At 45.7% G+C, this 20,043-nt stretch carries 23 protein-coding genes; 16 read left to right on the top strand and 7 right to left on the bottom strand.

Annotated elements, in window-relative coordinates; all coding sequences use genetic code 11:
- The first annotated feature begins 2 nt into the window (after positions 1-2).
- The 9 genes from rpmD to rplQ all read left to right on the top strand — a co-directional run bounded on the left by rpmD (position 3) and on the right by rplQ (position 5,112).
- Positions 3-179 (top strand): 50S ribosomal protein L30, encoded by a 177-nt coding sequence (gene rpmD / locus ACF8EG_RS08815; protein ID WP_000201159.1) that lies wholly within the window; start codon positions 3-5, stop codon positions 177-179.
- A 5-nt stretch (positions 180-184) separates the two neighbouring features.
- Complete coding sequence (rplO, locus tag ACF8EG_RS08810; RefSeq protein ID WP_005450562.1) at positions 185-619, top strand: 50S ribosomal protein L15; 435 nt, start codon at positions 185-187, stop codon at positions 617-619.
- 20 nt (positions 620-639) lie between these two features.
- Positions 640-1,974, top strand: coding sequence for a preprotein translocase subunit SecY (gene secY, locus ACF8EG_RS08805; protein ID WP_005481401.1), 1,335 nt, complete (start codon positions 640-642; stop codon positions 1,972-1,974).
- Positions 1,975-2,012: 38 nt separating this feature from the next.
- Positions 2,013-2,126 carry a 50S ribosomal protein L36 gene (gene rpmJ / locus ACF8EG_RS08800; RefSeq protein ID WP_000868186.1) on the top strand — a complete coding sequence of 38 codons (114 nt, stop codon included), beginning with the start codon at positions 2,013-2,015 and terminating at the stop codon, positions 2,124-2,126.
- Positions 2,127-2,275: 149 nt separating this feature from the next.
- Positions 2,276-2,632: a 30S ribosomal protein S13 gene (gene rpsM, locus ACF8EG_RS08795; protein ID WP_005450559.1), complete on the top strand. Its 357-nt coding sequence runs from the start codon at positions 2,276-2,278 to the stop codon at positions 2,630-2,632.
- An 18-nt stretch (positions 2,633-2,650) separates the two neighbouring features.
- Complete coding sequence (gene rpsK, locus ACF8EG_RS08790; protein ID WP_001118870.1) at positions 2,651-3,040, top strand: 30S ribosomal protein S11; 390 nt, start codon at positions 2,651-2,653, stop codon at positions 3,038-3,040.
- A gap of 27 nt (positions 3,041-3,067) precedes the next feature.
- Complete coding sequence (gene rpsD, locus ACF8EG_RS08785; RefSeq protein ID WP_005383146.1) at positions 3,068-3,688, top strand: 30S ribosomal protein S4; 621 nt, start codon at positions 3,068-3,070, stop codon at positions 3,686-3,688.
- Between the two features lie 24 nt (positions 3,689-3,712).
- Positions 3,713-4,705, top strand: coding sequence for a DNA-directed RNA polymerase subunit alpha (locus ACF8EG_RS08780; protein ID WP_005383143.1), 993 nt, complete (start codon positions 3,713-3,715; stop codon positions 4,703-4,705).
- 26 nt (positions 4,706-4,731) lie between these two features.
- Complete coding sequence (gene rplQ / locus ACF8EG_RS08775; RefSeq protein WP_005383141.1) at positions 4,732-5,112, top strand: 50S ribosomal protein L17; 381 nt, start codon at positions 4,732-4,734, stop codon at positions 5,110-5,112.
- Between the two features lie 138 nt (positions 5,113-5,250).
- Here rplQ and ACF8EG_RS08770 read toward each other — a convergent pair whose 3' ends face one another.
- Positions 5,251-5,730 carry a DUF2780 domain-containing protein gene (locus tag ACF8EG_RS08770; RefSeq protein ID WP_047732671.1) on the bottom strand — a complete coding sequence of 160 codons (480 nt, stop codon included), beginning with the start codon at positions 5,728-5,730 and terminating at the stop codon, positions 5,251-5,253.
- Positions 5,731-5,868: 138 nt separating this feature from the next.
- Positions 5,869-6,489, bottom strand: coding sequence for an FKBP-type peptidyl-prolyl cis-trans isomerase (locus tag ACF8EG_RS08765; RefSeq protein WP_005496936.1), 621 nt, complete (start codon positions 6,487-6,489; stop codon positions 5,869-5,871).
- A gap of 232 nt (positions 6,490-6,721) precedes the next feature.
- On the opposite strand from ACF8EG_RS08765, the gene ACF8EG_RS08760 reads away from it, so the two are divergent.
- Positions 6,722-7,321 carry a LysM-like peptidoglycan-binding domain-containing protein gene (locus ACF8EG_RS08760; protein ID WP_276419657.1) on the top strand — a complete coding sequence of 200 codons (600 nt, stop codon included), beginning with the start codon at positions 6,722-6,724 and terminating at the stop codon, positions 7,319-7,321.
- Positions 7,322-7,387: 66 nt separating this feature from the next.
- Here ACF8EG_RS08760 and ACF8EG_RS08755 read toward each other — a convergent pair whose 3' ends face one another.
- A complete protein-coding gene (locus ACF8EG_RS08755) occupies positions 7,388-7,849 on the bottom strand; it encodes a GNAT family N-acetyltransferase (protein ID WP_025594344.1) in 462 nt (153 codons plus the stop codon).
- Positions 7,850-7,995: 146 nt separating this feature from the next.
- Here ACF8EG_RS08755 and dbpA point away from each other — a divergent pair, with 146 nt between their 5' ends.
- A complete protein-coding gene (gene dbpA, locus ACF8EG_RS08750) occupies positions 7,996-9,375 on the top strand; it encodes an ATP-dependent RNA helicase DbpA (RefSeq protein WP_005454697.1) in 1,380 nt (459 codons plus the stop codon).
- A 59-nt stretch (positions 9,376-9,434) separates the two neighbouring features.
- On the opposite strand, the gene ACF8EG_RS08745 is transcribed toward dbpA, so the two are convergent.
- The gene (locus ACF8EG_RS08745) at positions 9,435-10,007 is read right to left on the bottom strand and encodes a Crp/Fnr family transcriptional regulator (RefSeq protein ID WP_005496941.1); all 573 of its coding nucleotides are present in this window, start codon (positions 10,005-10,007) and stop codon (positions 9,435-9,437) included.
- Positions 10,008-10,115: 108 nt separating this feature from the next.
- Complete coding sequence (gene cpdB / locus ACF8EG_RS08740; RefSeq protein ID WP_025503879.1) at positions 10,116-12,077, bottom strand: 2',3'-cyclic-nucleotide 2'-phosphodiesterase; 1,962 nt, start codon at positions 12,075-12,077, stop codon at positions 10,116-10,118.
- A gap of 266 nt (positions 12,078-12,343) precedes the next feature.
- Here cpdB and cobA point away from each other — a divergent pair, with 266 nt between their 5' ends.
- The 5 genes from cobA to cysC all read left to right on the top strand — a co-directional run bounded on the left by cobA (position 12,344) and on the right by cysC (position 18,234).
- Entirely contained in the window at positions 12,344-13,219 is an 876-nt protein-coding gene (cobA, locus tag ACF8EG_RS08735; protein WP_047732661.1) for a uroporphyrinogen-III C-methyltransferase, read from the top strand.
- A gap of 59 nt (positions 13,220-13,278) precedes the next feature.
- Positions 13,279-14,187 carry a sulfate adenylyltransferase subunit CysD gene (cysD, locus tag ACF8EG_RS08730; protein ID WP_005454659.1) on the top strand — a complete coding sequence of 303 codons (909 nt, stop codon included), beginning with the start codon at positions 13,279-13,281 and terminating at the stop codon, positions 14,185-14,187.
- 18 nt (positions 14,188-14,205) lie between these two features.
- Positions 14,206-15,636: a sulfate adenylyltransferase subunit CysN gene (gene cysN / locus ACF8EG_RS08725; RefSeq protein ID WP_005454657.1), complete on the top strand. Its 1,431-nt coding sequence runs from the start codon at positions 14,206-14,208 to the stop codon at positions 15,634-15,636.
- A gap of 231 nt (positions 15,637-15,867) precedes the next feature.
- Positions 15,868-17,592 (top strand): SLC13 family permease, encoded by a 1,725-nt coding sequence (locus tag ACF8EG_RS08720; protein ID WP_005454668.1) that lies wholly within the window; start codon positions 15,868-15,870, stop codon positions 17,590-17,592.
- Positions 17,593-17,616: 24 nt separating this feature from the next.
- Positions 17,617-18,234 carry an adenylyl-sulfate kinase gene (gene cysC / locus ACF8EG_RS08715; RefSeq protein WP_005454655.1) on the top strand — a complete coding sequence of 206 codons (618 nt, stop codon included), beginning with the start codon at positions 17,617-17,619 and terminating at the stop codon, positions 18,232-18,234.
- A gap of 90 nt (positions 18,235-18,324) precedes the next feature.
- On the opposite strand, the gene ACF8EG_RS08710 is transcribed toward cysC, so the two are convergent.
- The gene (locus ACF8EG_RS08710) at positions 18,325-19,230 is read right to left on the bottom strand and encodes a TIGR03899 family protein (protein ID WP_005454670.1); all 906 of its coding nucleotides are present in this window, start codon (positions 19,228-19,230) and stop codon (positions 18,325-18,327) included.
- A gap of 317 nt (positions 19,231-19,547) precedes the next feature.
- Positions 19,548-20,042: a DUF3299 domain-containing protein gene (locus ACF8EG_RS08705; RefSeq protein WP_005479671.1), complete on the bottom strand. Its 495-nt coding sequence runs from the start codon at positions 20,040-20,042 to the stop codon at positions 19,548-19,550.
- Position 20,043 lies beyond the last annotated feature (1 nt).

Raw genomic sequence — 20,043 nt, 5'->3', positions numbered from 1 at the left:
CCATGGCAACTATTAAAGTAACTCAAACTAAAAGCTCAATTGGCCGCCTACCAAAGCACAAAGCTACTTTGCGTGGTCTAGGTCTTCGTAAAATCAACCACACAGTAGAACTTGAAGATACTCCGTGCGTACGCGGTATGATCAACAAGGTTTACTACATGGTTAAAGTTGAGGAGTAATCAGAATGCGTTTGAATACTCTTGCACCGGCTGCTGGCTCTAAACATGCTCCTAAGCGTGTAGGCCGTGGTATCGGTTCTGGCCTAGGTAAAACTGGTGGCCGTGGTCACAAAGGTCAAAAATCACGTTCTGGCGGTAAAGTTCGTCCAGGTTTCGAAGGCGGTCAGATGCCTCTGAAACAACGTCTACCAAAATTCGGTTTCACTTCTCGTAAGAGCCTAGTGTCTGCTGAAGTTCGTCTAGCTGAGCTAGCGAAAGTTTCTGGTGACGTGGTTGATCTAAACAGCCTTAAAGCTGCTAACATCATCACTAAGAACATCGAATTCGTTAAAGTTGTTCTTTCTGGTGAAATTAACAAAGCAGTGACTGTTAAAGGTCTACGTGTGACTAAAGGCGCTAAAGCTGCAATCGAAGCTGCAGGCGGTAAAATCGAGGAATAATCTCGAGGAACGAGGTACAGATGGCTAAGAAACCAGGACAAGATTTTCGTAGTGCTCAGAGCGGCTTAAGTGAACTAAAGTCGCGCTTGTTATTCGTAATTGGTGCACTTTTAGTATTCCGAGCCGGCTCTTTTGTGCCGATTCCTGGTATTGACGCTGCTGTACTTGCCGATTTGTTCGAACAGCAAAAAGGTACCATCGTTGAAATGTTTAACATGTTCTCCGGTGGTGCTCTTGAGCGTGCATCTATATTAGCATTGGGCATCATGCCGTATATTTCGGCATCTATTGTTGTCCAATTGCTAACTGTAGTTCATCCAGCGTTAGCTGAACTCAAAAAAGAGGGTGAAGCAGGCCGTCGTAAGATCAGCCAATACACACGCTACGGCACGCTTGTACTTGCAACCTTCCAGGCTATAGGTATCGCAACAGGCTTACCAAACATGGTCGACAATCTGGTTGTTATCAACCAAACCATGTTTACGCTAATTGCTACCGTAAGTTTAGTAACCGGCACCATGTTCCTAATGTGGTTAGGTGAACAAATTACAGAGCGTGGAATTGGTAACGGTATTTCGTTACTAATTTTTGCAGGTATTGTTGCTGGATTGCCTTCTGCAATCGGTCAAACAATCGAGCAAGCGCGTCAAGGTGAATTGCATGTACTTCTTCTGTTGCTAATCGCGGTATTAGCTTTTGCAGTAATTTACTTCGTTGTTTTCATGGAACGTGGTCAGCGTCGAATCGTCGTTAACTACGCGAAGCGTCAACAAGGTCGTAAAGTATTTGCTGCACAAAGTTCTCACTTGCCACTTAAAATTAATATGGCAGGTGTTATTCCAGCGATTTTCGCATCAAGCATTATCCTGTTCCCAGGAACACTGGCTCAGTGGTTTGGTCAGAATGGTGAGAGCAGCGCGTTCGGTTGGTTAACTGACGTGTCTTTGGCTCTTAGCCCAGGTCAGCCATTGTATGTAATGCTATATGCAGCAGCAATTATCTTCTTCTGTTTCTTCTACACGGCGTTGGTTTTCAACCCGCGTGAAACAGCAGATAACTTGAAGAAGTCTGGTGCATTCGTACCCGGTATCCGCCCAGGTGAGCAGACAGCGAAGTACATCGATAAAGTAATGACACGTCTTACCCTTGCTGGTGCACTGTACATTACCTTTATCTGTCTGATTCCCGAGTTCATGATGGTCGCGTGGAACGTACGTTTCTACTTCGGCGGTACATCACTACTAATCGTAGTTGTTGTAATTATGGACTTTATGGCACAGGTACAGACTCATCTGATGTCTCAACAGTATGATTCTGTGTTGAAGAAAGCGAATCTGAAAGGCTACGGCCGTTAATCCGGCGGTAGACTCAGTTTCATTTACGGAGTTTAGCAATGAAAGTTCGTGCTTCCGTTAAAAAAATCTGCCGTAACTGTAAAGTAATCAAGCGTAACGGTGTCGTTCGCGTGATTTGCAGTGAGCCAAAGCACAAACAGCGCCAAGGCTAATTAGCAGAAATTTTTACTTGAAAATGAAGGTTGGGTCGAGTATATTCCTCGGCCTACCTTTTGCGTGCAAAAGAAGTAGTATTCCGCAGCGTATCCATAACGGGCTTTGCTGCGGCTAATTCTTTTATAGAAACACTTAGGAGTGAATAATGGCCCGTATAGCAGGCATTAACATTCCTGATCAGAAACACGCTGTAATCGCTCTAACGGCGATCTACGGCATCGGTAAAACTCGCTCTCAAGCTATCCTAGCTGAAGTGGGTATTGCTGAAGATGTTAAGATCAGTGAACTAACTGAAGAGCAGATCGATCAACTGCGTGATGGTGTAGCTAAGTACACTGTAGAAGGTGATCTACGTCGTGAAGTATCTATGAACATCAAGCGTCTTATGGACCTTGGCTGTTACCGTGGTCTTCGTCATCGTCGCAGTCTACCGCTACGTGGACAGCGTACTAAAACCAACGCTCGCACCCGTAAGGGTCCGCGTAAGCCGATCAAGAAATAATCGGGAAGGTAGAGTACAATGGCTAAACAACCAACTCGCGCTCGTAAGCGCGTACGCAAGCAAGTTGCAGATGGCGTTGCGCACATCCATGCTTCTTTCAATAACACAATCGTAACCATTACTGACCGTCAAGGTAACGCTCTTGCATGGGCTACTGCAGGTGGTTCTGGTTTCCGTGGTTCTCGTAAGTCTACTCCGTTCGCTGCACAGGTTGCTGCTGAGCGTTGTGCTGAAATGGCTAAAGAATACGGTCTAAAGAACTTGGAAGTTATGGTTAAGGGTCCTGGTCCAGGTCGTGAATCTACTGTTCGCGCACTGAACGCAGCTGGTTTCCGCATCACAAACATCGTTGATGCTACACCAATCCCTCATAACGGTTGTCGTCCACCTAAGAAACGTCGCGTATAACGTTTCTAGGACTATTGGAGAAGAATCATGGCAAGATATTTGGGTCCTAAGCTGAAGCTTAGCCGTCGTGAAGGCACTGACTTATTCCTTAAGTCTGGTGTTCGCGCGATCGATACCAAGTGTAAAATTGATAACGCACCAGGTGTACACGGCGCTCGTCGCGGTCGTCTATCTGAGTATGGCGTTCAGCTTCGTGAGAAGCAAAAAGTTCGTCGTATGTACGGCGTTCTAGAAAAACAATTCCGTAACTACTACAAAGAAGCTGCACGTCTTAAAGGCAACACAGGTGAGAACCTGCTTCAGCTTCTTGAAGGTCGTCTTGATAACGTAGTTTACCGCATGGGCTTTGGCGCAACTCGCGCAGAAGCACGTCAGCTAGTTAGCCACAAAGCTATCCTAGTTAACGGTAAAGTTGTAAACGTTCCTTCTTTCAAAGTAGCGGCTAATGACGTTGTTTCTATTCGCGAGAAAGCTAAACAGCAAGCTCGTATCAAAGCAGCTCTAGAAGTTGCTGAACAACGTGAAAAACCAACTTGGATTGAAGTAGATGGTGGCAAGATGGAAGGTACATTCAAGCGTATGCCTGAGCGTTCTGATCTATCAGCTGACATCAACGAACAATTGATCGTCGAGCTTTACTCTAAGTAAGGTTTAAACTAAAGAGAGGACACAATGCAGGGTTCTGTAACAGAATTTCTTAAGCCACGTCTAGTTGACATCGAACAAATCAGCTCGACTCACGCAAAAGTAACTCTTGAGCCATTAGAGCGTGGCTTTGGTCATACTCTGGGTAATGCACTTCGCCGCATTCTTCTATCTTCTATGCCTGGTTGTGCAGTGACAGAAGTAGAAATTGAAGGCGTACTTCATGAGTACAGCACTAAAGAAGGCGTACAAGAAGATATTCTTGAAATCCTTCTAAACCTTAAAGGTTTGGCAGTGCGTGTAGCTGAAGGCAAAGATGAAGTGTTCATTACTTTGAACAAATCAGGCTCGGGCCCTGTGGTTGCAGGTGACATCACCCATGACGGTGATGTAGAGATCGCTAACCCTGAACACGTTATTTGTCACCTAACGGATGACAACGCTGAAATCGCAATGCGTATTAAAGTTGAACGTGGTCGTGGTTATGTTCCAGCTTCTGCGCGTATCCATAATGAAGAAGACGAGCGTCCAATCGGTCGCCTACTAGTAGATGCTACTTACAGCCCAGTAGACAAAATTGCCTACGCTGTAGAAGCAGCTCGTGTAGAACAGCGTACTGATCTAGACAAGCTTGTTATCGATATGGAAACAAACGGTACTCTAGAACCTGAGGAAGCAATCCGTCGTGCAGCTACTATCCTAGCTGAACAATTGGATGCATTCGTAGATCTTCGTGATGTACGTGTTCCTGAGGAGAAGGAAGAGAAGCCAGAATTCGATCCGATCCTACTGCGTCCTGTAGACGATCTTGAACTAACAGTTCGCTCTGCTAACTGTCTGAAAGCAGAAGCGATTCACTACATCGGTGATCTAGTACAACGTACTGAGGTTGAGCTACTTAAAACGCCTAACCTTGGTAAAAAATCTCTTACTGAGATTAAAGACGTACTTGCGTCACGTGGTCTGTCTCTGGGCATGCGCCTAGAAAACTGGCCACCTGCATCAATCGCTGAAGATTAATCGATACTAGTTAGAAGGATTAGGTCATGCGCCATCGTAAGAGTGGTCGTCAACTCAACCGCAACAGCTCACATCGTAAAGCGATGTTTAGCAACATGGCTAGCTCTCTAGTACGTCATGAAGTTATCAAGACTACTTTGCCAAAAGCAAAAGAGCTACGTCGCGTAGTTGAGCCTTTGATTACACTAGCTAAGACTGACAGTGTTGCTAACCGTCGTCTAGCATTTGCACGTACTCGTGACAACGAAGTAGTTGCAAAACTATTTAACGAACTAGGTCCACGTTTTGCTGCTCGTCAGGGCGGTTACACTCGTATCCTAAAAGCTGGCTTCCGTGCTGGTGATAAAGCTCCAATGGCTTACATTGAGCTTGTAGATCGCCCAGCTGCTGAAGAAGCTGCTGAGTAATCAGTTCGTAAGAACGAGAAAGCCGAGCGTTAGCTCGGCTTTTTTGTATCTGTAATTTGCTCATAAATGGGAGCCTACTGTTTGTATGTTCCCATTCTTTTTACTTCTATTTCGGTGGGGATTTCGCTTAAAGCGAAATTACTTACCGTTCGTCCATAGACCGCTTAAAGACTTCAATAATCCCTCACTTGCTCCTTGCTCATTTAGGTAACCTAAAATCACTGGTGCAAATTGGCTGATCATCGATGGGTCTAGTCCTAGTGCATTAAATGCGCTTTGTACGGCACTCAAGCTTTCGATGTTACCTAACAGGCTTTGTGCACCTTTCAAGTTGGATAATCCAGGGATCAATGACTGCAATTCCGTGCTGTTTTGTTGAGACAGTTGGCTTTGAGCAAGTGCAATTAGGGCACTGCTGCCACCTGCAGCTTGTTCTGTCGAAACTGGTAGCTGACTCGTTAGTAGCTCAGTAAGAGGTGAAGATTCTGCATTTAGGCCTTGGCTTACCATATCCATAAGACCATTTTTGCTGCTCTTATCTACGACAGTATCCAAAAACGCATGTGCGCTGCCAATATTCACTGATAGGAGAGCTAAAGTTAGGAGAGTTTTACGCATAGTACCTCCGACGGTTGAGCGTTTTAACTTATTTGTTGTATTTATTTTTTTAGGTCATCTGACTGATAACTTCTATTATTTTATAAAAAAAGCGGCGCTAATGCGCCGCTTTATGTAGGTCATTGAGAAAAGTCTCAATTATAGAATATCTAGTAGCTCAACTTCGAATACTAGTGCTGCGAATGGAGGGATTGCAGCGCCTGCGCCACGTTCACCGTACGCAAGGTCTTGTGGGATGTATAGTTTCCACTTAGAACCTACAGGCATTAGTTGTAGAGCTTCAACCCAACCTTTAATTACGCCAGTTACTGGGAACTCAGCTGGTTGGCCGCGAGATACAGAGCTGTCGAATACTGTGCCGTCTGTTAGTTCACCGTGGTAGTGAACACGTACAGATTTATCAGCTGTTGGGATTTCGCCAGTACCTTCATTGATGATTTCGTACTGTAGGCCAGATTCAAGAACATTAACTTCTGGACGTAGAGCGTTGTCTTTTAGGAACGCTTCACCATCAGCTGCTGCTGCTTTAGCAGCTTCTTGACGAGCTGCTTCTGCGCGAGTGTGTAGCTCTTGCAGTGCATTGTTGATTTCGTCAATTTCGATTGATGGCATTTCGCCAGTCAATGCTGTTGCGATACCCGCAGCGATAGCGTCAACGCTAAGGCCTTCAAGACCAGAGCCAGCTAGTTGCTGACCCATTTGCAGACCAATGCCGTAGCTTGCTTTTTGTTCTGCAGTTTCAAATTTAATTTCAGACATGAATGTCGCTCTTATTAGGAGTGATAAAGGTAACAGGATATCAGTTTCGAGCTTAGGTTTAAATAATTGCTGGCGATTGCGTTATCTGACCAGTCAGCGTGTGACTTATCTCTTACTCCAAGTGAAATTTCTGCTAATTTAAACCAAATTCCATTTTACTTTAGTCAAAACCATATACTCTCCGCGCTGGTATTTTTATACTGGTAGTAGAAGTATTAAGGGACACATCAACATGAATCGTCGCAGAAAGAAAAAGCAGCAAGTCGACTACGTCGAGTTGGTCAAACAAAAGTTCGCTGCTATCAACTGGAAGCAGCCGTTCAACAAAAGTAAGTGGTTGGAACGTGTAGAACCAATCAAGGCATTTTGGCAGCGCTTACCTAAATTCCATCAACGAGCTTTGATGGTGTTAATGCCATTATTACTTCTACTTCTGATTGTACCGTTACCGAAAAAAACGGAAACGTTAGTCGAACCGCAGGGTGAAGTGGATAGCCAGCGTGTTGCGATCCAGTTAAATGCGCAAAGCCTGAGTCAGCAACGTACGTCGCAAAGCTCGGGGCCTAAGTCAGAAGACTGGAAAGAGTACCATGTGAAGAATGGTGATACGTTAGCTCAAGTTTTTCGCAACAATCAGCTTTCTATGGCTGACCTTAGCGCCTTAGTAAAAATAGAAGGAAGCGACAAGCCACTGAGCCATATCAAGCAGGGGCAACTCATCCGTTTTAAACTCTCAGAAAACGGCCAGTTAGATATGTTGCAACTGGAAAAGAGCGATCATTCGGTTATGTTCTTCCGTCTATCGGATGGCAGCTTCGGCAGAAACAAATAGTTTCCGTTGTAGATTTAAAAAAGACGCAATCATCTCGCGTCTTTCTTATTGCAGTTTTGTAGAGGTTTATTGAGTCGAATGCTTCCTGCGCATGTCTACGTGTGGAATTCCATCTTCTAAGTAACTGTCAGAAATAACTTCAAATCCATGGTGAGCATAAAAATCGATAAGATGTTCTTGTGCACCAATGTCTATGGTTTTTTCGGGCCATAACGTAGAACATGCTTGGATGGCTTGTGTGATTAGCCGATGGCCTAAGCCACCACCTCGGGCTGTTTGTTTGGTTACGACTCGGCCAATACTGACGTTATCGTAAGTGGTTCCAGCTGGCAGAAGCCGAGCGCAGGCAACTAGTTCATCATTGTGGTAGCCGAGTAGGTGATGAACGCCGTCAATAATATCCTTACCATCTAGCTCCGGGTACGGGCAAGTTTGCTCGACGACGAACACGTCGACGCGTAAGCGCAGCATCTCATACAGTTGTAAGGTAGTTAGTTGAGCAAAAGGCAAAGTGATCCAAGTGGTCATGTCCGTCGTCCATAATGATAGTAGAGTGCCTGAATGTACTCGCTTTTGTTTCAATACTCATTAACAATGGTTAATTTTCACTGGTCTTCCCAGAAAATCTGGCGATAATGAGCCCTCTTTTTCATCCCACCTGAGGATATTTCCCTGTGAGCAAACAAACTTTTGACCAAGTAGGCCTGAACCCAGCGCTACTAGAAACGCTGGATTCATTGAACTACACCCATATGACGCCAATTCAAGCGTTAAGCTTACCGGCGATTTTGAATCAGCGTGACGTAATTGGTCAGGGTAAAACGGGCTCGGGTAAAACAGCGGCGTTTGGTCTTGGCGTGCTATCAAATCTAAACGTAAAACGATTTCGCGTGCAGGCTTTGGTGCTGTGTCCGACTCGCGAACTGGCGGATCAAGTTGCTAAAGAAATTCGAACGCTAGGGCGTGGTATCCATAACATTAAAGTACTTACGTTGTGCGGCGGTATGCCGATGGGACCGCAAATTGGTTCGTTAGAGCATGGTGCACATATCCTTGTTGGTACTCCGGGGCGTATTCTGGATCACCTTGAGAAAGGCCGTATTAACTTGGAAGAGTTGAATACATTGGTGCTGGATGAAGCCGATCGTATGCTAGAAATGGGCTTCCAAGATGCTTTAGATGCAATTATTAATGCGGCGCCTAAACAGCGTCAGACATTGCTGTTTAGCGCAACATTCCCAGAGAAGATCGAGAAAATCGCTCAGCGTATTATGAAATCGCCAGAGATGATCAAGGTTGAATCGACTCACGATACTTCCAGCATTGCTCAATACTTCTACAAAGTAGAAGGAACTGAAGCGCGTGATGAGGCGCTAGCGAATCTTCTTTTGACTTACCAACCAGAGTCGGCGGTGGTGTTCTGTAATACGAAGAAAGAGGTTCAAAATGTTGCGGATGAATTACACCATCGCGGCTTTAGCGTGATCGATATTCACGGTGATCTTGAACAGCGTGAACGTGATCAAGCACTGGTGCAATTTGCGAACAAGAGCGTTTCTATTCTTGTGGCAACGGACGTGGCGGCACGAGGTTTGGATGTGGACAATCTTGATGCTGTGTTCAACTTTGAGCTGTCTCGTGACCCAGAAGTGCACGTGCACCGTATTGGCCGTACTGGCCGAGCAGGCAGTAAAGGTTTGGCGTTCAGCTTCTTTGGTGAAAAAGACGGTCTACGTGTTGCTCGTATCGAAGAGTACTTAGAGATGGATGTGGTACCCGCGACCTTGCCAGCGAAATCAAATCAGCAGCCATACCAAGCGAAGATGGTGACCATCAACATTGATGGCGGCAAGAAGCAAAAAGTTCGTCCTGGCGATATTCTTGGTTGTTTGACTGGCAAAAATGGCATCCCAGGTGCGCAAGTGGGCAAGATTCATTTGTTCCCTGTACGTTCTTACGTTGCTGTAGAAAAGTCTGCCGCGAAGAAAGCGCTGCAAATTATCAGTACGGGGAAGATGAAAGGGCGTCAGTTCCGAGCACGTCTTCTTAAATAAGTCATTAGATTGAACAAAGGCTCTTCGTTGGAAGAGCCTTTTTTTGTTTGGTGCGTCTCTTATTCGCTGTCTTTTGCTAAACGCGCTTTAATACGGCTCAAGCTGATAGCTGTAATGCCGAGGTAAGCCGCAATTTGGCTATCGGTAATACGCTGTTCTAAATCTGGGTAGTGGTGGCAAAATAACTGATAACGTTCCTCAGGTGAATACAACAGCATAAAACGTTCTTTATTCTCTTTGTTCATCAACTGCGTTTCGAGCAATTTTAGGTAAATAGAGTGCTTTTCGGCGCGCCATTGATGCAATGCCTCGATAGGCAAACAGAATAAATGACATGCGGTCAGCGTTTCCAATAAGTACGGTGAAGGTTGATCCTTTATCACGCTTTCAAAGCCGATCACCCAGTCCTTTTCCCAATAAAACTCTTTGCTGAATTCTTTGCCTTTCTCTGTGAGATAGCTTGCGTGACATAACCCCTTCAGAATGAAGTAGATGTGTGAACTAAATTCACCTTGATGGCTAAGAATGTGTCTAGTAGGTAATTCTAACTCTTGTCCATAGACCATGAGTTGTGAGGCTTCATCTTCTGAAAATCCATGTTGAGTGAGATCGAAAAATACGTCGTTTTGCATGAAGGTTATCTGCAGTGAAAGGGTTAGCGCATTTGAACTATCTTAACTGCTTTGCGCAGTAACAAAAAGCGGCTCACTGAGGAGCCGCTAGTTTGAACATGGAGTCGCTTATTTGTTTAAATCGATCTGATAAATCGCAAAGCCCACTTCGTCAGTTGCGACGCGTTTCATCGGGTATTGGCCTTTGTCTTGGATAAACTTCGAAGCTTTTTCGCTCGGTGAGGTTTCAAAGCGAATATCCAGTTTTTTGTCTGACTTAATTGGTGCGAACGACCAGTTATTGTCAGCGCTTGGCGTGACTTCGCCTTTTTCCTCACTCACGCGAGAAATGTACGCAGCAACCACAGAACGGTTTTCGTCTGGAGAGTCAAATGCAATGAAGTCCGGACCCGTGCCAGGGAAGGTATTGCTGTACGCGCGGTAATTGTTAGTCGCGATGATGAAATCTTGTTTCGGATCAACTGGTTTGCCATTGAAAGTCAGATTCACGATACGCTGGGAGTCCGGATTAATGACTTTACAATTCGCGTCGTACTTCGGTGGTTGAGTGATGTCGATTTGGTATTCCACACCATCAATCACGTCAAAGTTGTACGTACGGAAGTTATCCCAATCAATTAACGATTGTGGCTGAGTCGTATTGACATCAATGCGCTTGAATTGGCCTGCGCTGCACTCTAGCCATTCATGTACTTCTTTGCCTTTCACCTTCATTGCGACGAGCGTATTTGGGTATAGGTACAAGTCGGCGGCGTTGCGGAAAGTCAGTTGGCCAGATTCTACCTCAGTGAAGCCGTTCGGATCATCTTTACGTCCGCCCACTTTAAACGGCGCTGCCGCGCTCAAAACTGGAATGTCAGCAAGGTCTGGATCGCCTTGAATGAAACGTTCAACGTAGTCTTTTTGTGCAAGGTTAACGATTTGGATTGTTGGGTCATCTTGCACCAAAGCCAAGAAGCTGTACATCACGTCATTCGCTTTACCAATTGGTTGGTTAACGAATTCGCGAGTGCCTTTGTGATCGTCTTCGAGTGCTCTAATGATGCCTTGGTCTGCTTCTGCAAGCGATTTCTTAGTCGCTTTGTCGAAAATTGGTCTTGCTTCAGATTGTCCTTCCACTACTTGCCATTGGCCGTCTTTTTGCTCGATGACCAGATCCATGACTCCCACGTGGCTACCCCAACGGCCAGGCATGACGGCAGTGACACCGTTGATGGTACCTTTGTTGTTGTCTACGCCTTGTAGATTTTCAAATCCTTTGCCTGGGAAGACCGCGTGAGAGTGACCAAACGCAATGGCATCAATGCCTTTCACTTGCGTTAAATAGTACACCGAGTTCTCCGCACCTAGTTTATATGGATCGGTTGAAACCCCTGAGTGCGGAATCGCGACAATAATGTCCGCACCTTCCTTCTTCATCTGCGGAATCAGCTTCTCTGCAGTTTCTTTGATGTCTTTGGCAACCACGTTACCTTCAAGATTTTTCTTATCCCAAACCATGATTTGCGGTGGAACAAACCCGATGTAACCCACTTTTACTTGATGAACTTCGCCATCGGTATCTTTAAAACTGTGTGTTTTGATCAGGTAAGGTTGGAAGTAATGTTCGCCAGTTTTCTTATCAAACACATTGGCGTTGATGTAGGGGAAGTTCGCGCCGGCCAGCGTATTTTGTAAGAAGTCCAAACCATAGTTGAATTCATGGTTACCAATGTTCCCCACATCATAGTGCAATTGGTTCATGGCTTTGTATACAGGATGAACTTCCCCAGCCTGTATGCCTTTTGCCGCCATGTAGTCACCCATCGGGCTACCTTGAATTAAGTCGCCGTTGTCGACCAACACGCTGTTTTCCACTTCGGATTTTGCCTGCTTAACTAATGTGGCTGCGCGGCTCAAACCAATTTGTTGTGATGGTTGGTCTTTGTAGTAATCGTAATCCATCACGTTGGTGTGGATGTCAGTGGTTTCAATAATGCGAAGCTTGATCGTGTCTGCCATTGCTGGCCCTGCAAGCGTCAACATGCCACTCAAAACTGCGACGGAAATAGGATTAACTGCCATTTTCATGAGGTGCTCCAATTTAATGGGATAGGAAGTCGAGTGTAACGAATTTTAATGCAACTTAATGATTAAGGTGCAGAAAACTGTGAATCAACGACATTTTACTGAACCATTTTCATATTAAACGCCGACTTTTTCACGATTTTGAATGAGACCAAACAAAAACTTCTTAGCAGATTTTTGAATAAAAAATGAAATTTTAGAATTTCAGGTAATAAAAACACCCCGCCATAATGCCTGCATCACAATATCAATGGACGATGAGCAAGCACATGGCAACGAACGATTCAGTCACTCCTTTACCTGTACAAAAGCCGAGGTTGGTTTCTGACAACCAAGTGTCTGGCGTCACTCGTTTTGTAAAGCAGTCACTCAAACCAGGCGAAGTGGCATTGGTTGGTGCTGGCCCTGGCGACCCTGAACTTCTCACCATTAAAGCACTGAACTGTTTACAACAGGCGGATGTGGTCTTGTACGACTATTTGGTGTCTGAAGAGATCATGGCGCTGATCCCAAGCGATACGATTTTAGTTTGTGTTGGCAAGCGTGCAGGGCACCACAGTGTACCGCAAGAAAAGACAAATCAACTTTTGGTTGATTTTGCTGAGCAAGGATACCGAGTAGTACGAGTAAAAGGCGGTGATCCTTTCGTATTTGGTCGCGGTGGAGAAGAGCTAGAAGTGTTGGCTGATGCTGGCATTCGTTTTCAAGTGGTGCCTGGTATTACTGCCGCAGCAGGAGCGACAGCATATGCTGGCATTCCGTTGACGCACCGTGATTATGCTCAATCGGCCATTTTTGTTACTGGTCACTTGAAAGAAGAAAGTGATGAGATGGATTGGTCAACACTGGCTCGTGGCAATCAGACTTTAGTGATCTACATGGGACTCATGAAATCACACTATATTCAGAATCAGCTCATTCAGCACGGAAGAGCGGCTTCAACTCCGATTGCTATTATTGAGCGCGGTACGCAAATTCAGCAAAAAGTTTTTACGGGAGAACTTTCCCAACTATCTGATTTATCGAAGGAAGCTCAGGCGCCATCTTTGATTGTCGTAGGAGAGGTAGTGCGATTGTCTCAAAAGTTAGATTGGTTTTTGTCTAGTACTGATTTCAACAAAAGTGCTATTGCCAACTCCATATAATTTCAGTCCAAAGATTAGAGACGTAACGCGCCTTCAAGCTTAAAAAGGAAATACAAAACATGGACCAACAACGTTTAACTCATCTTAAACAACTCGAAGCGGAGAGTATTCATATCATCCGCGAAGTTGCTGCTGAGTTTGATAACCCAGTCATGATGTATTCGATTGGTAAAGATTCATCAGTGATGCTGCATTTGGCGCGTAAGGCGTTTTACCCAGGTAAGATCCCATTTCCGCTGCTGCATGTGGATACCGATTGGAAATTTCGCGAAATGATCGAATTCCGTGATCGTACTGCGGAAAAATACGGTTTTGAGCTTTTGGTTCATAAGAACCCAGAAGGCATAGCAATGGGATGTAGCCCGTTTGTTCATGGCTCGTCAAAGCATACGGACATCATGAAAACGCAAGGTCTTAAGCAGGCGCTAAACAAATATGGCTTCGATGCTGCTTTTGGAGGCGCTCGTCGTGATGAAGAAAAATCACGCGCAAAAGAGCGAGTGTATTCGTTCCGTGACAAGAACCATACCTGGGATCCGAAAAACCAGCGTCCAGAACTTTGGAAAACCTACAACGGTCAAGTGAATAAAGGTGAGAGCATTCGAGTGTTCCCACTTTCTAACTGGACTGAGCTTGATATCTGGCAATACATCTACCTAGAGAACATCGAAATTGTCCCGCTTTATCTTGCTGATAAGCGTCCGGTTGTCGAACGCGATGGCATGCTGATCATGGTGGATGATGACCGTATGGAGCTTCAACCGGGTGAAGTAATTGAAGAGAAAAGCGTGCGTTTCCGTACGTTGGGCTGTTATCCACTGACAGGTGCGATTGAATCCGAAGCGAATACGCTGACGGGCATTATTGAAGAGATGTTGGTGGCGACCTCAAGTGAGCGTCAAGGCCGAGCGATCGACCACGATCAGTCAGGATCGATGGAACTCAAGAAACGTCAAGGTTACTTCTAAAAGATCTAAGGAAAGAGAATGAACAGTGCAGTTGAAGCTCAATTAGCCGAGCTTGGTATCGAAGGCTATTTAAAACAACATCAGTACAAGTCTCTGCTTAGATTTCTGACTTGTGGTTCTGTGGATGATGGGAAAAGCACCCTGATTGGTCGCTTACTCCATGATTCAAAACAAATTTATGAAGACCAACTAGCCGCGGTTCACTCAGACAGCCAACGCGTTGGTACGACGGGTGAAAAGCCCGATTTGGCGTTGCTTGTCGATGGTCTGCAGGCTGAGCGTGAACAAGGCATCACAATCGATGTTGCTTACCGTTACTTCTCGACGCAGAAGCGTAAGTTCATTATTGCTGATACCCCAGGACATGAGCAGTACACGCGCAACATGGCGACAGGCGCATCGACGTGTGATTTAGCGGTGATTTTAGTGGATGCCCGTAAAGGCATTTTGGATCAAACGCGTCGTCACTCTTTCATTTCAAACCTATTGGGCTTGAAACATTTTGTTGTCGCAATCAACAAGATGGATTTGGTGGATTACTCACAAGCGCGCTTCGAAGAAATTCGTGATGAGTACCTGAAGTTTTCTGAAAATCTAACTGGCGATATTGATATTCAAATAATCCCGATTTCAGCGCTGGAAGGCGACAACGTAGTGGATAAAGGACAGAACCTGAACTGGTTTGAAGGTCCATCGTTGCTTGAGTTGCTAGAAACGGTGGATGTGGACTACGAAAAAGGTGCGGGTGAATTCCGTTTCCCTGTTCAGTACGTGAATCGTCCTAACCTTGATTTCCGTGGCTTTGCGGGCACGGTGTCGTCTGGCTCTGTGAAAGTCGGTGATGCCATCAAAGCATTGCCGTCCGGTAAAACGTCGACTGTCGCTCGCATTGTGACCTTCGATGGCGACATTGAAGAAGCGCAAGCTGGTCTAGCCGTTACGCTGACTCTGAATGATGAAATTGACATCAGCCGTGGTGATTTGATCGTGCTTGAGAACGCGCAAGTGCAAACCACCAACCATTTGCTTGCCGATGTGGTGTGGATGACTGAGCAGCCGTTGCAACCTGGTCGTGATTACGACATCAAGATTGCAGGTAAGAAGACCGTTGGTCACGTAGAGTCGATTCGTCACCAGTACGACATCAATAACTTGTCGACACATGGTGCTGCGGAACTGCCTCTAAATGGCATTGGTTTGTGTGAGTGGTCGCTCAATGAATCAGTAGCTTTGGACAATTACCAAGACTGCGCAGATACCGGTGGTTTCATCATCATCGATCGCCTAACTAATGTGACCGTTGGTGCTGGTATGGTGAAAGAAAGCTTAACAGAGCTTGAACGCGGTTTAGCTGATGTATCTGCCTTTGAACTTGAGTTGAACGCCCTTGTTCGCAAACACTTCCCACATTGGGAAGCTAAAGACCTAAGCCAGTTACTCAAGAAGTAATGGCAGTAAACCTAGGGACGTTATTAGTGTCTAGGTTCACAGCCTAACCGAGTGCGAAATGCGGTTAGGCTGCCTCTAACACCGGAATGTTCAGTGAAGCCCAAGAAAACTGAGCATTCTGGCACTCTTTTTCGCTTTGCTTTGCTCTGGTTACTTGTTTTATCGCTCTACACACTGTCGTTGTGTTGCGGTTTGTTTCGCTCGTTTCGAGCTGTTTGGTAAGGAAAGGCTATGTGGGAACAAGGATTTGTATTAGCGATTTTGCTTGGCATTATCACTTGTTTGCTTGTGACTAAGATTAAGCCGAGCTACGTTTTTGCTGGTGCAGCCTTTATTGCTTTCATGGCGGGAATGATGGATTCCACGACCATTGCTGCGAACTTTACCAACTCATCATTGTTAACTTTGGTCCTGCTGATTCTCGCTTCTTGTGCATTAGAAAAAACGTTACTGATCAGTTGGGTGAGCCGTAGTATTTCAGAAGGTCATTTAGGCAGTGTGATCGCCAAGCTTGGGTTATCGACCGCCTTACTGTCTTCCTTTACCAACAATACGGCCGTTGTTGTGTCTTTGATTGGTGCGATTAAACGCAATCAACAGCACGCGCCTTCTAAGCTACTGATTCCACTTTCTTACGCGGCGATATTTGGCGGCACATTAACGCTTATTGGTACTTCGACCAACCTTATTATTAATAGCTTTGTGGAAGATGCAGGGCTACCGAGTCTAAGCTTTTTTACTCCGACGATGATTGGCTTGGCTGTCTTAGCTGGTGGTCTTTTAATTCTTATTCCGCTGAGCTATTTGCTGCCAAGTTACGATGACCAAAACCAAGAAGACTTACCTTATTTCCTTGAATCTCGTGTTGAACCAGGTTCCCCTTTGGTTGGCCGTACCATCAGTGAAAACAATCTGCGTGCGCTGCGTAAGTTGTTTCTTGCAGAGGTGGTTCGTGATGGCGTGACGGTATCGTCAGTAGGCCCCGACTTCGTGCTGAAAGCGAAAGATCGTCTGCTGTTTTGTGGCGATGTCGAAAGTGTGGCGACCTTGCAAGAAATTCCGGGGCTGACGCTATTTGGGCAACAGCATTTGAATGGCCAAAACTTTATTGAAGTGGTGGTCAGTTCCTCTGCAACCTTCTGCCATAAGACCTTGAAAGAAAGCCGCTTCCGCGATCGTTTTGATGCGGTTGTTGTCGCCATTCGTCGTGGACATGAGCGTCTAGAAGGTGGATTGGGCAGTATTACCTTAGCTCCGGGCGATACTTTAGTGTTGGTGCCGGGCAAGCGTTTCGAGTCTGAGCGTCGAGCGCACCGTAAAGAATTTGTGTTAGTGCACGACTTAGATTCCAGCGCACGTTTAGACTCCAATAAATCGACGATTGTGTTGATTGGTTTTGCTGCGGTTATCGCCTGTGCACTACTAGAACTTGTGCCGATCATTAAAGGGCTCGCGGTATACATCATTGCACTCATTGCGTTTGGCATAGTGCAAATCTCTGAGCTTCGCCGCCGTTTTCCCATTGATATTGTGGTGATTGTGGGCTCTGCGCTCTCTATTGCGCAGCTGATGATTTCATCTGGCTTGTCCGTCAGGATGGGCGAGATGTTTATCGAAGCCTTTAACGGCTGGGGCGTATTTGGTGCGCTGGTGGCCACATACATCATGACCTTGGTGCTGACTGAATTGGTGACCAACAATGCCGCTGCCGCGTTAGCATTTCCGATTGGCTATAGCATGGCTGTCGGGTACGGAGTGGATCCGATGCCATTTATTATGGCGGTATTATTTGGCGCAAGCGCGAGCTTTATTTCTCCCTACGGGTATCAAACCAACTTGTTGGTTTACAGTGTAGGTAATTACAAATTGACCGACTATGTGCGAATTGGTGTGCCGATTTCGATTGTGTATTCCGTATTGGTACTGACATTGATACCGGTCTTCTTTCCGTTTTAATTCCGATAAATACAAGGATTCGTTATGACCGCTGAAACACCGGTAAAAGATGAAAACATTGTCTGGCATCAGCACACGGTTGATAAACAGTTTCGTGCTGAGCTGAAAAAACAGAAACCAGCAGTGCTTTGGTTTACTGGTTTATCTGGCGCAGGTAAGTCAACCGTCGCGGGCGCGCTGGAGAATCGTTTAGCTGAGTTGGGCTACCACACTTATTTGTTGGACGGTGACAATGTTCGTCATGGCCTGTGTAGCGATCTAGGCTTTTCTGAACAAGATCGCCGTGAAAATATTCGTCGTATTGGCGAGTTGGCGAAACTGATGGCAGATGCGGGTTTGATTGTGTTGTCCGCGTTCATTTCTCCTCACCGTGCTGAGCGTCAACTCGTTCGCGATTTACTGCCCGAAGGTGAGTTCATTGAAGTGTTTGTGAATGCATCTCTCGAAGTGTGTGAAGGCCGAGATCCAAAAGGCTTATACAAAAAAGCGCGAGCAGGTGAGATCCCAAATTTCACGGGTATTGATTCAGAATATCAAGCGCCAATCAATCCAGAAATCGATTTGCCAGCAGGCGAGAAGAGCGTCGAAGAGTTGGTTGAATTGTGTTTGAATGAGCTTAAACAACGTCGTGTGATCAGCTAACTCAGCTTTTGGTTCATAGGTAGCCAAAAGCCTAGTGTACTGCTTGAGGAGCTTTTAGATCATAGGTGACCTAAAGCTCCTAGAGCGAAACTAAACGGTATAGTTCACGCTGCTGCTTGCTTCGGTGCTTACGCTAAACTTTTGATTTAACAAGGCGAGCATTTGATCGTAGTACTGGGAATTTGGCTTGTTGCCAAGCAGTTTGCACAGTTCGTTACCCGTCGGCGTGAAACGGTAGTACAGCAGACGGATGCCCTTCGTATTCACTTGCAGAGACAAATTCTTGCCTTGATATGCCAGTATCAATGGCGTTTCAATGCCGATCTCTCCTGATTCCAGTTCTGTGCTATGCAGTAACCCCAATTCAATCAATACTAATAGACTTGAGTACGGCAATTGAAAGCTGCCCATATTCAGATTGCTGGTGGTATCTCGTTTACCAAAATTGAATATTCCGCCATGTGCCTTATAGCCTATCAATAACTTTTTACTGTTATCGCCGCCAAAACTGCACGCCAAAGAGGCTGCTCTTTGTAGTGTTTGCGCTTCTTTTGGGGACATATCCTTAAGGACTTTCAGCGCTTTCATCGACGTGGAACCTGGGTTGGTCACTTCACGCTTCATTACTTGCGCCCACAACTTCTGCATTGAACTGTTGTGGATGTCTTGGGCCATATCAAAAAATCGATACAACCAATCTTGATCGGGTTCACCTGCGGTTTCATCGCGGCAAGCGCTGTGCGCGAGTTTTAGGATTTGCTCAAGGTTTTTTTGTCTTTGCTCTTGGCGGCGTTGGTCTCGCAGTTGTGCTCTTTCTAATGCGGATTTGGCAGGAGGGTCAGTTTGCAACAGAGCGTCGAGGCCATGAGATTGAGCGATGTTTTTAATTCTGCTCGCACTGTCTTTGATGTAACCCGTTTTCTTGTCGTGGTGACCGTTTTTCTGCGTATTAGGCTGGTGTTCAATCACTACAGGTTGTTTCGTTGGTTCTGCCATGTATTTTCCTACCAAGAGCTTGCGTTTGACGCTTGCCTCAATTTACACCTTAATCCGCGAGGCGACCAGAGAGAGCGTCTCAGATTTTGAAGGAATAGGTCTACCCAAAATGATAATGAGTTGTTAAAATTGTTATCGTTATTTTGGAGGGGCGATGAAGTTCTCGGAAGCAAGTAAACTGAAAAAGCACCTGTCGATAGCGTTTCTTTTGATTCTTTATGTGGGCGTGTTAGCGTACTTATCGCGCTACATTGTTTAACATTTAAAGATGACAAAGGCGCCGATGCGACGCCTTTGGTGTACCTCGAAATCGACGACTACATATCGTCGTAGGCTTCGATTTTTGAACCTTCAATCACATACGCTGTTTCTGCCAGTTCATGGTTAATGGTTTCGGTTTTTAACGTTCCCACCACGTAAATGACATCCCAAAGTTCCTGTACTGGTGCGCCTTTCGGAAATTTCACGTAAATGATTTGGTTTGGTGGTGGTGGTGGTACGTGGATACACGCCCCAAAATACGGCACCAACAAAAATTCCGTCACCGTGTTGGCATCTCCCTCAAGAGGAATCACGAAGCCAGGGATTTTGACCTGACTGCCATTGAGTTCTGGTCTGACGTTACCGATTTTTGATTGCTGCGCCGCGCCACCACTGTGATCAGATGCGGGCATCCCCACGCTGTCGAACAGCTTACGTTCCGCTTCAGGAACCAGATCGATCCAGTCGAGCGTTAATGGCTCATCACTCGCCATGACCGGCGTCGTAAATGCAATCGCGAGTAAGCAACTGGCTAAAACTTTTTTCCACATC

This window comes from Vibrio sp. YQ_11, from assembly GCF_043103065.1.
GTDB lineage: Bacteria > Pseudomonadota > Gammaproteobacteria > Enterobacterales > Vibrionaceae > Vibrio > Vibrio parahaemolyticus.
This window is presented reverse-complemented; position numbering and strand designations above follow the sequence as displayed.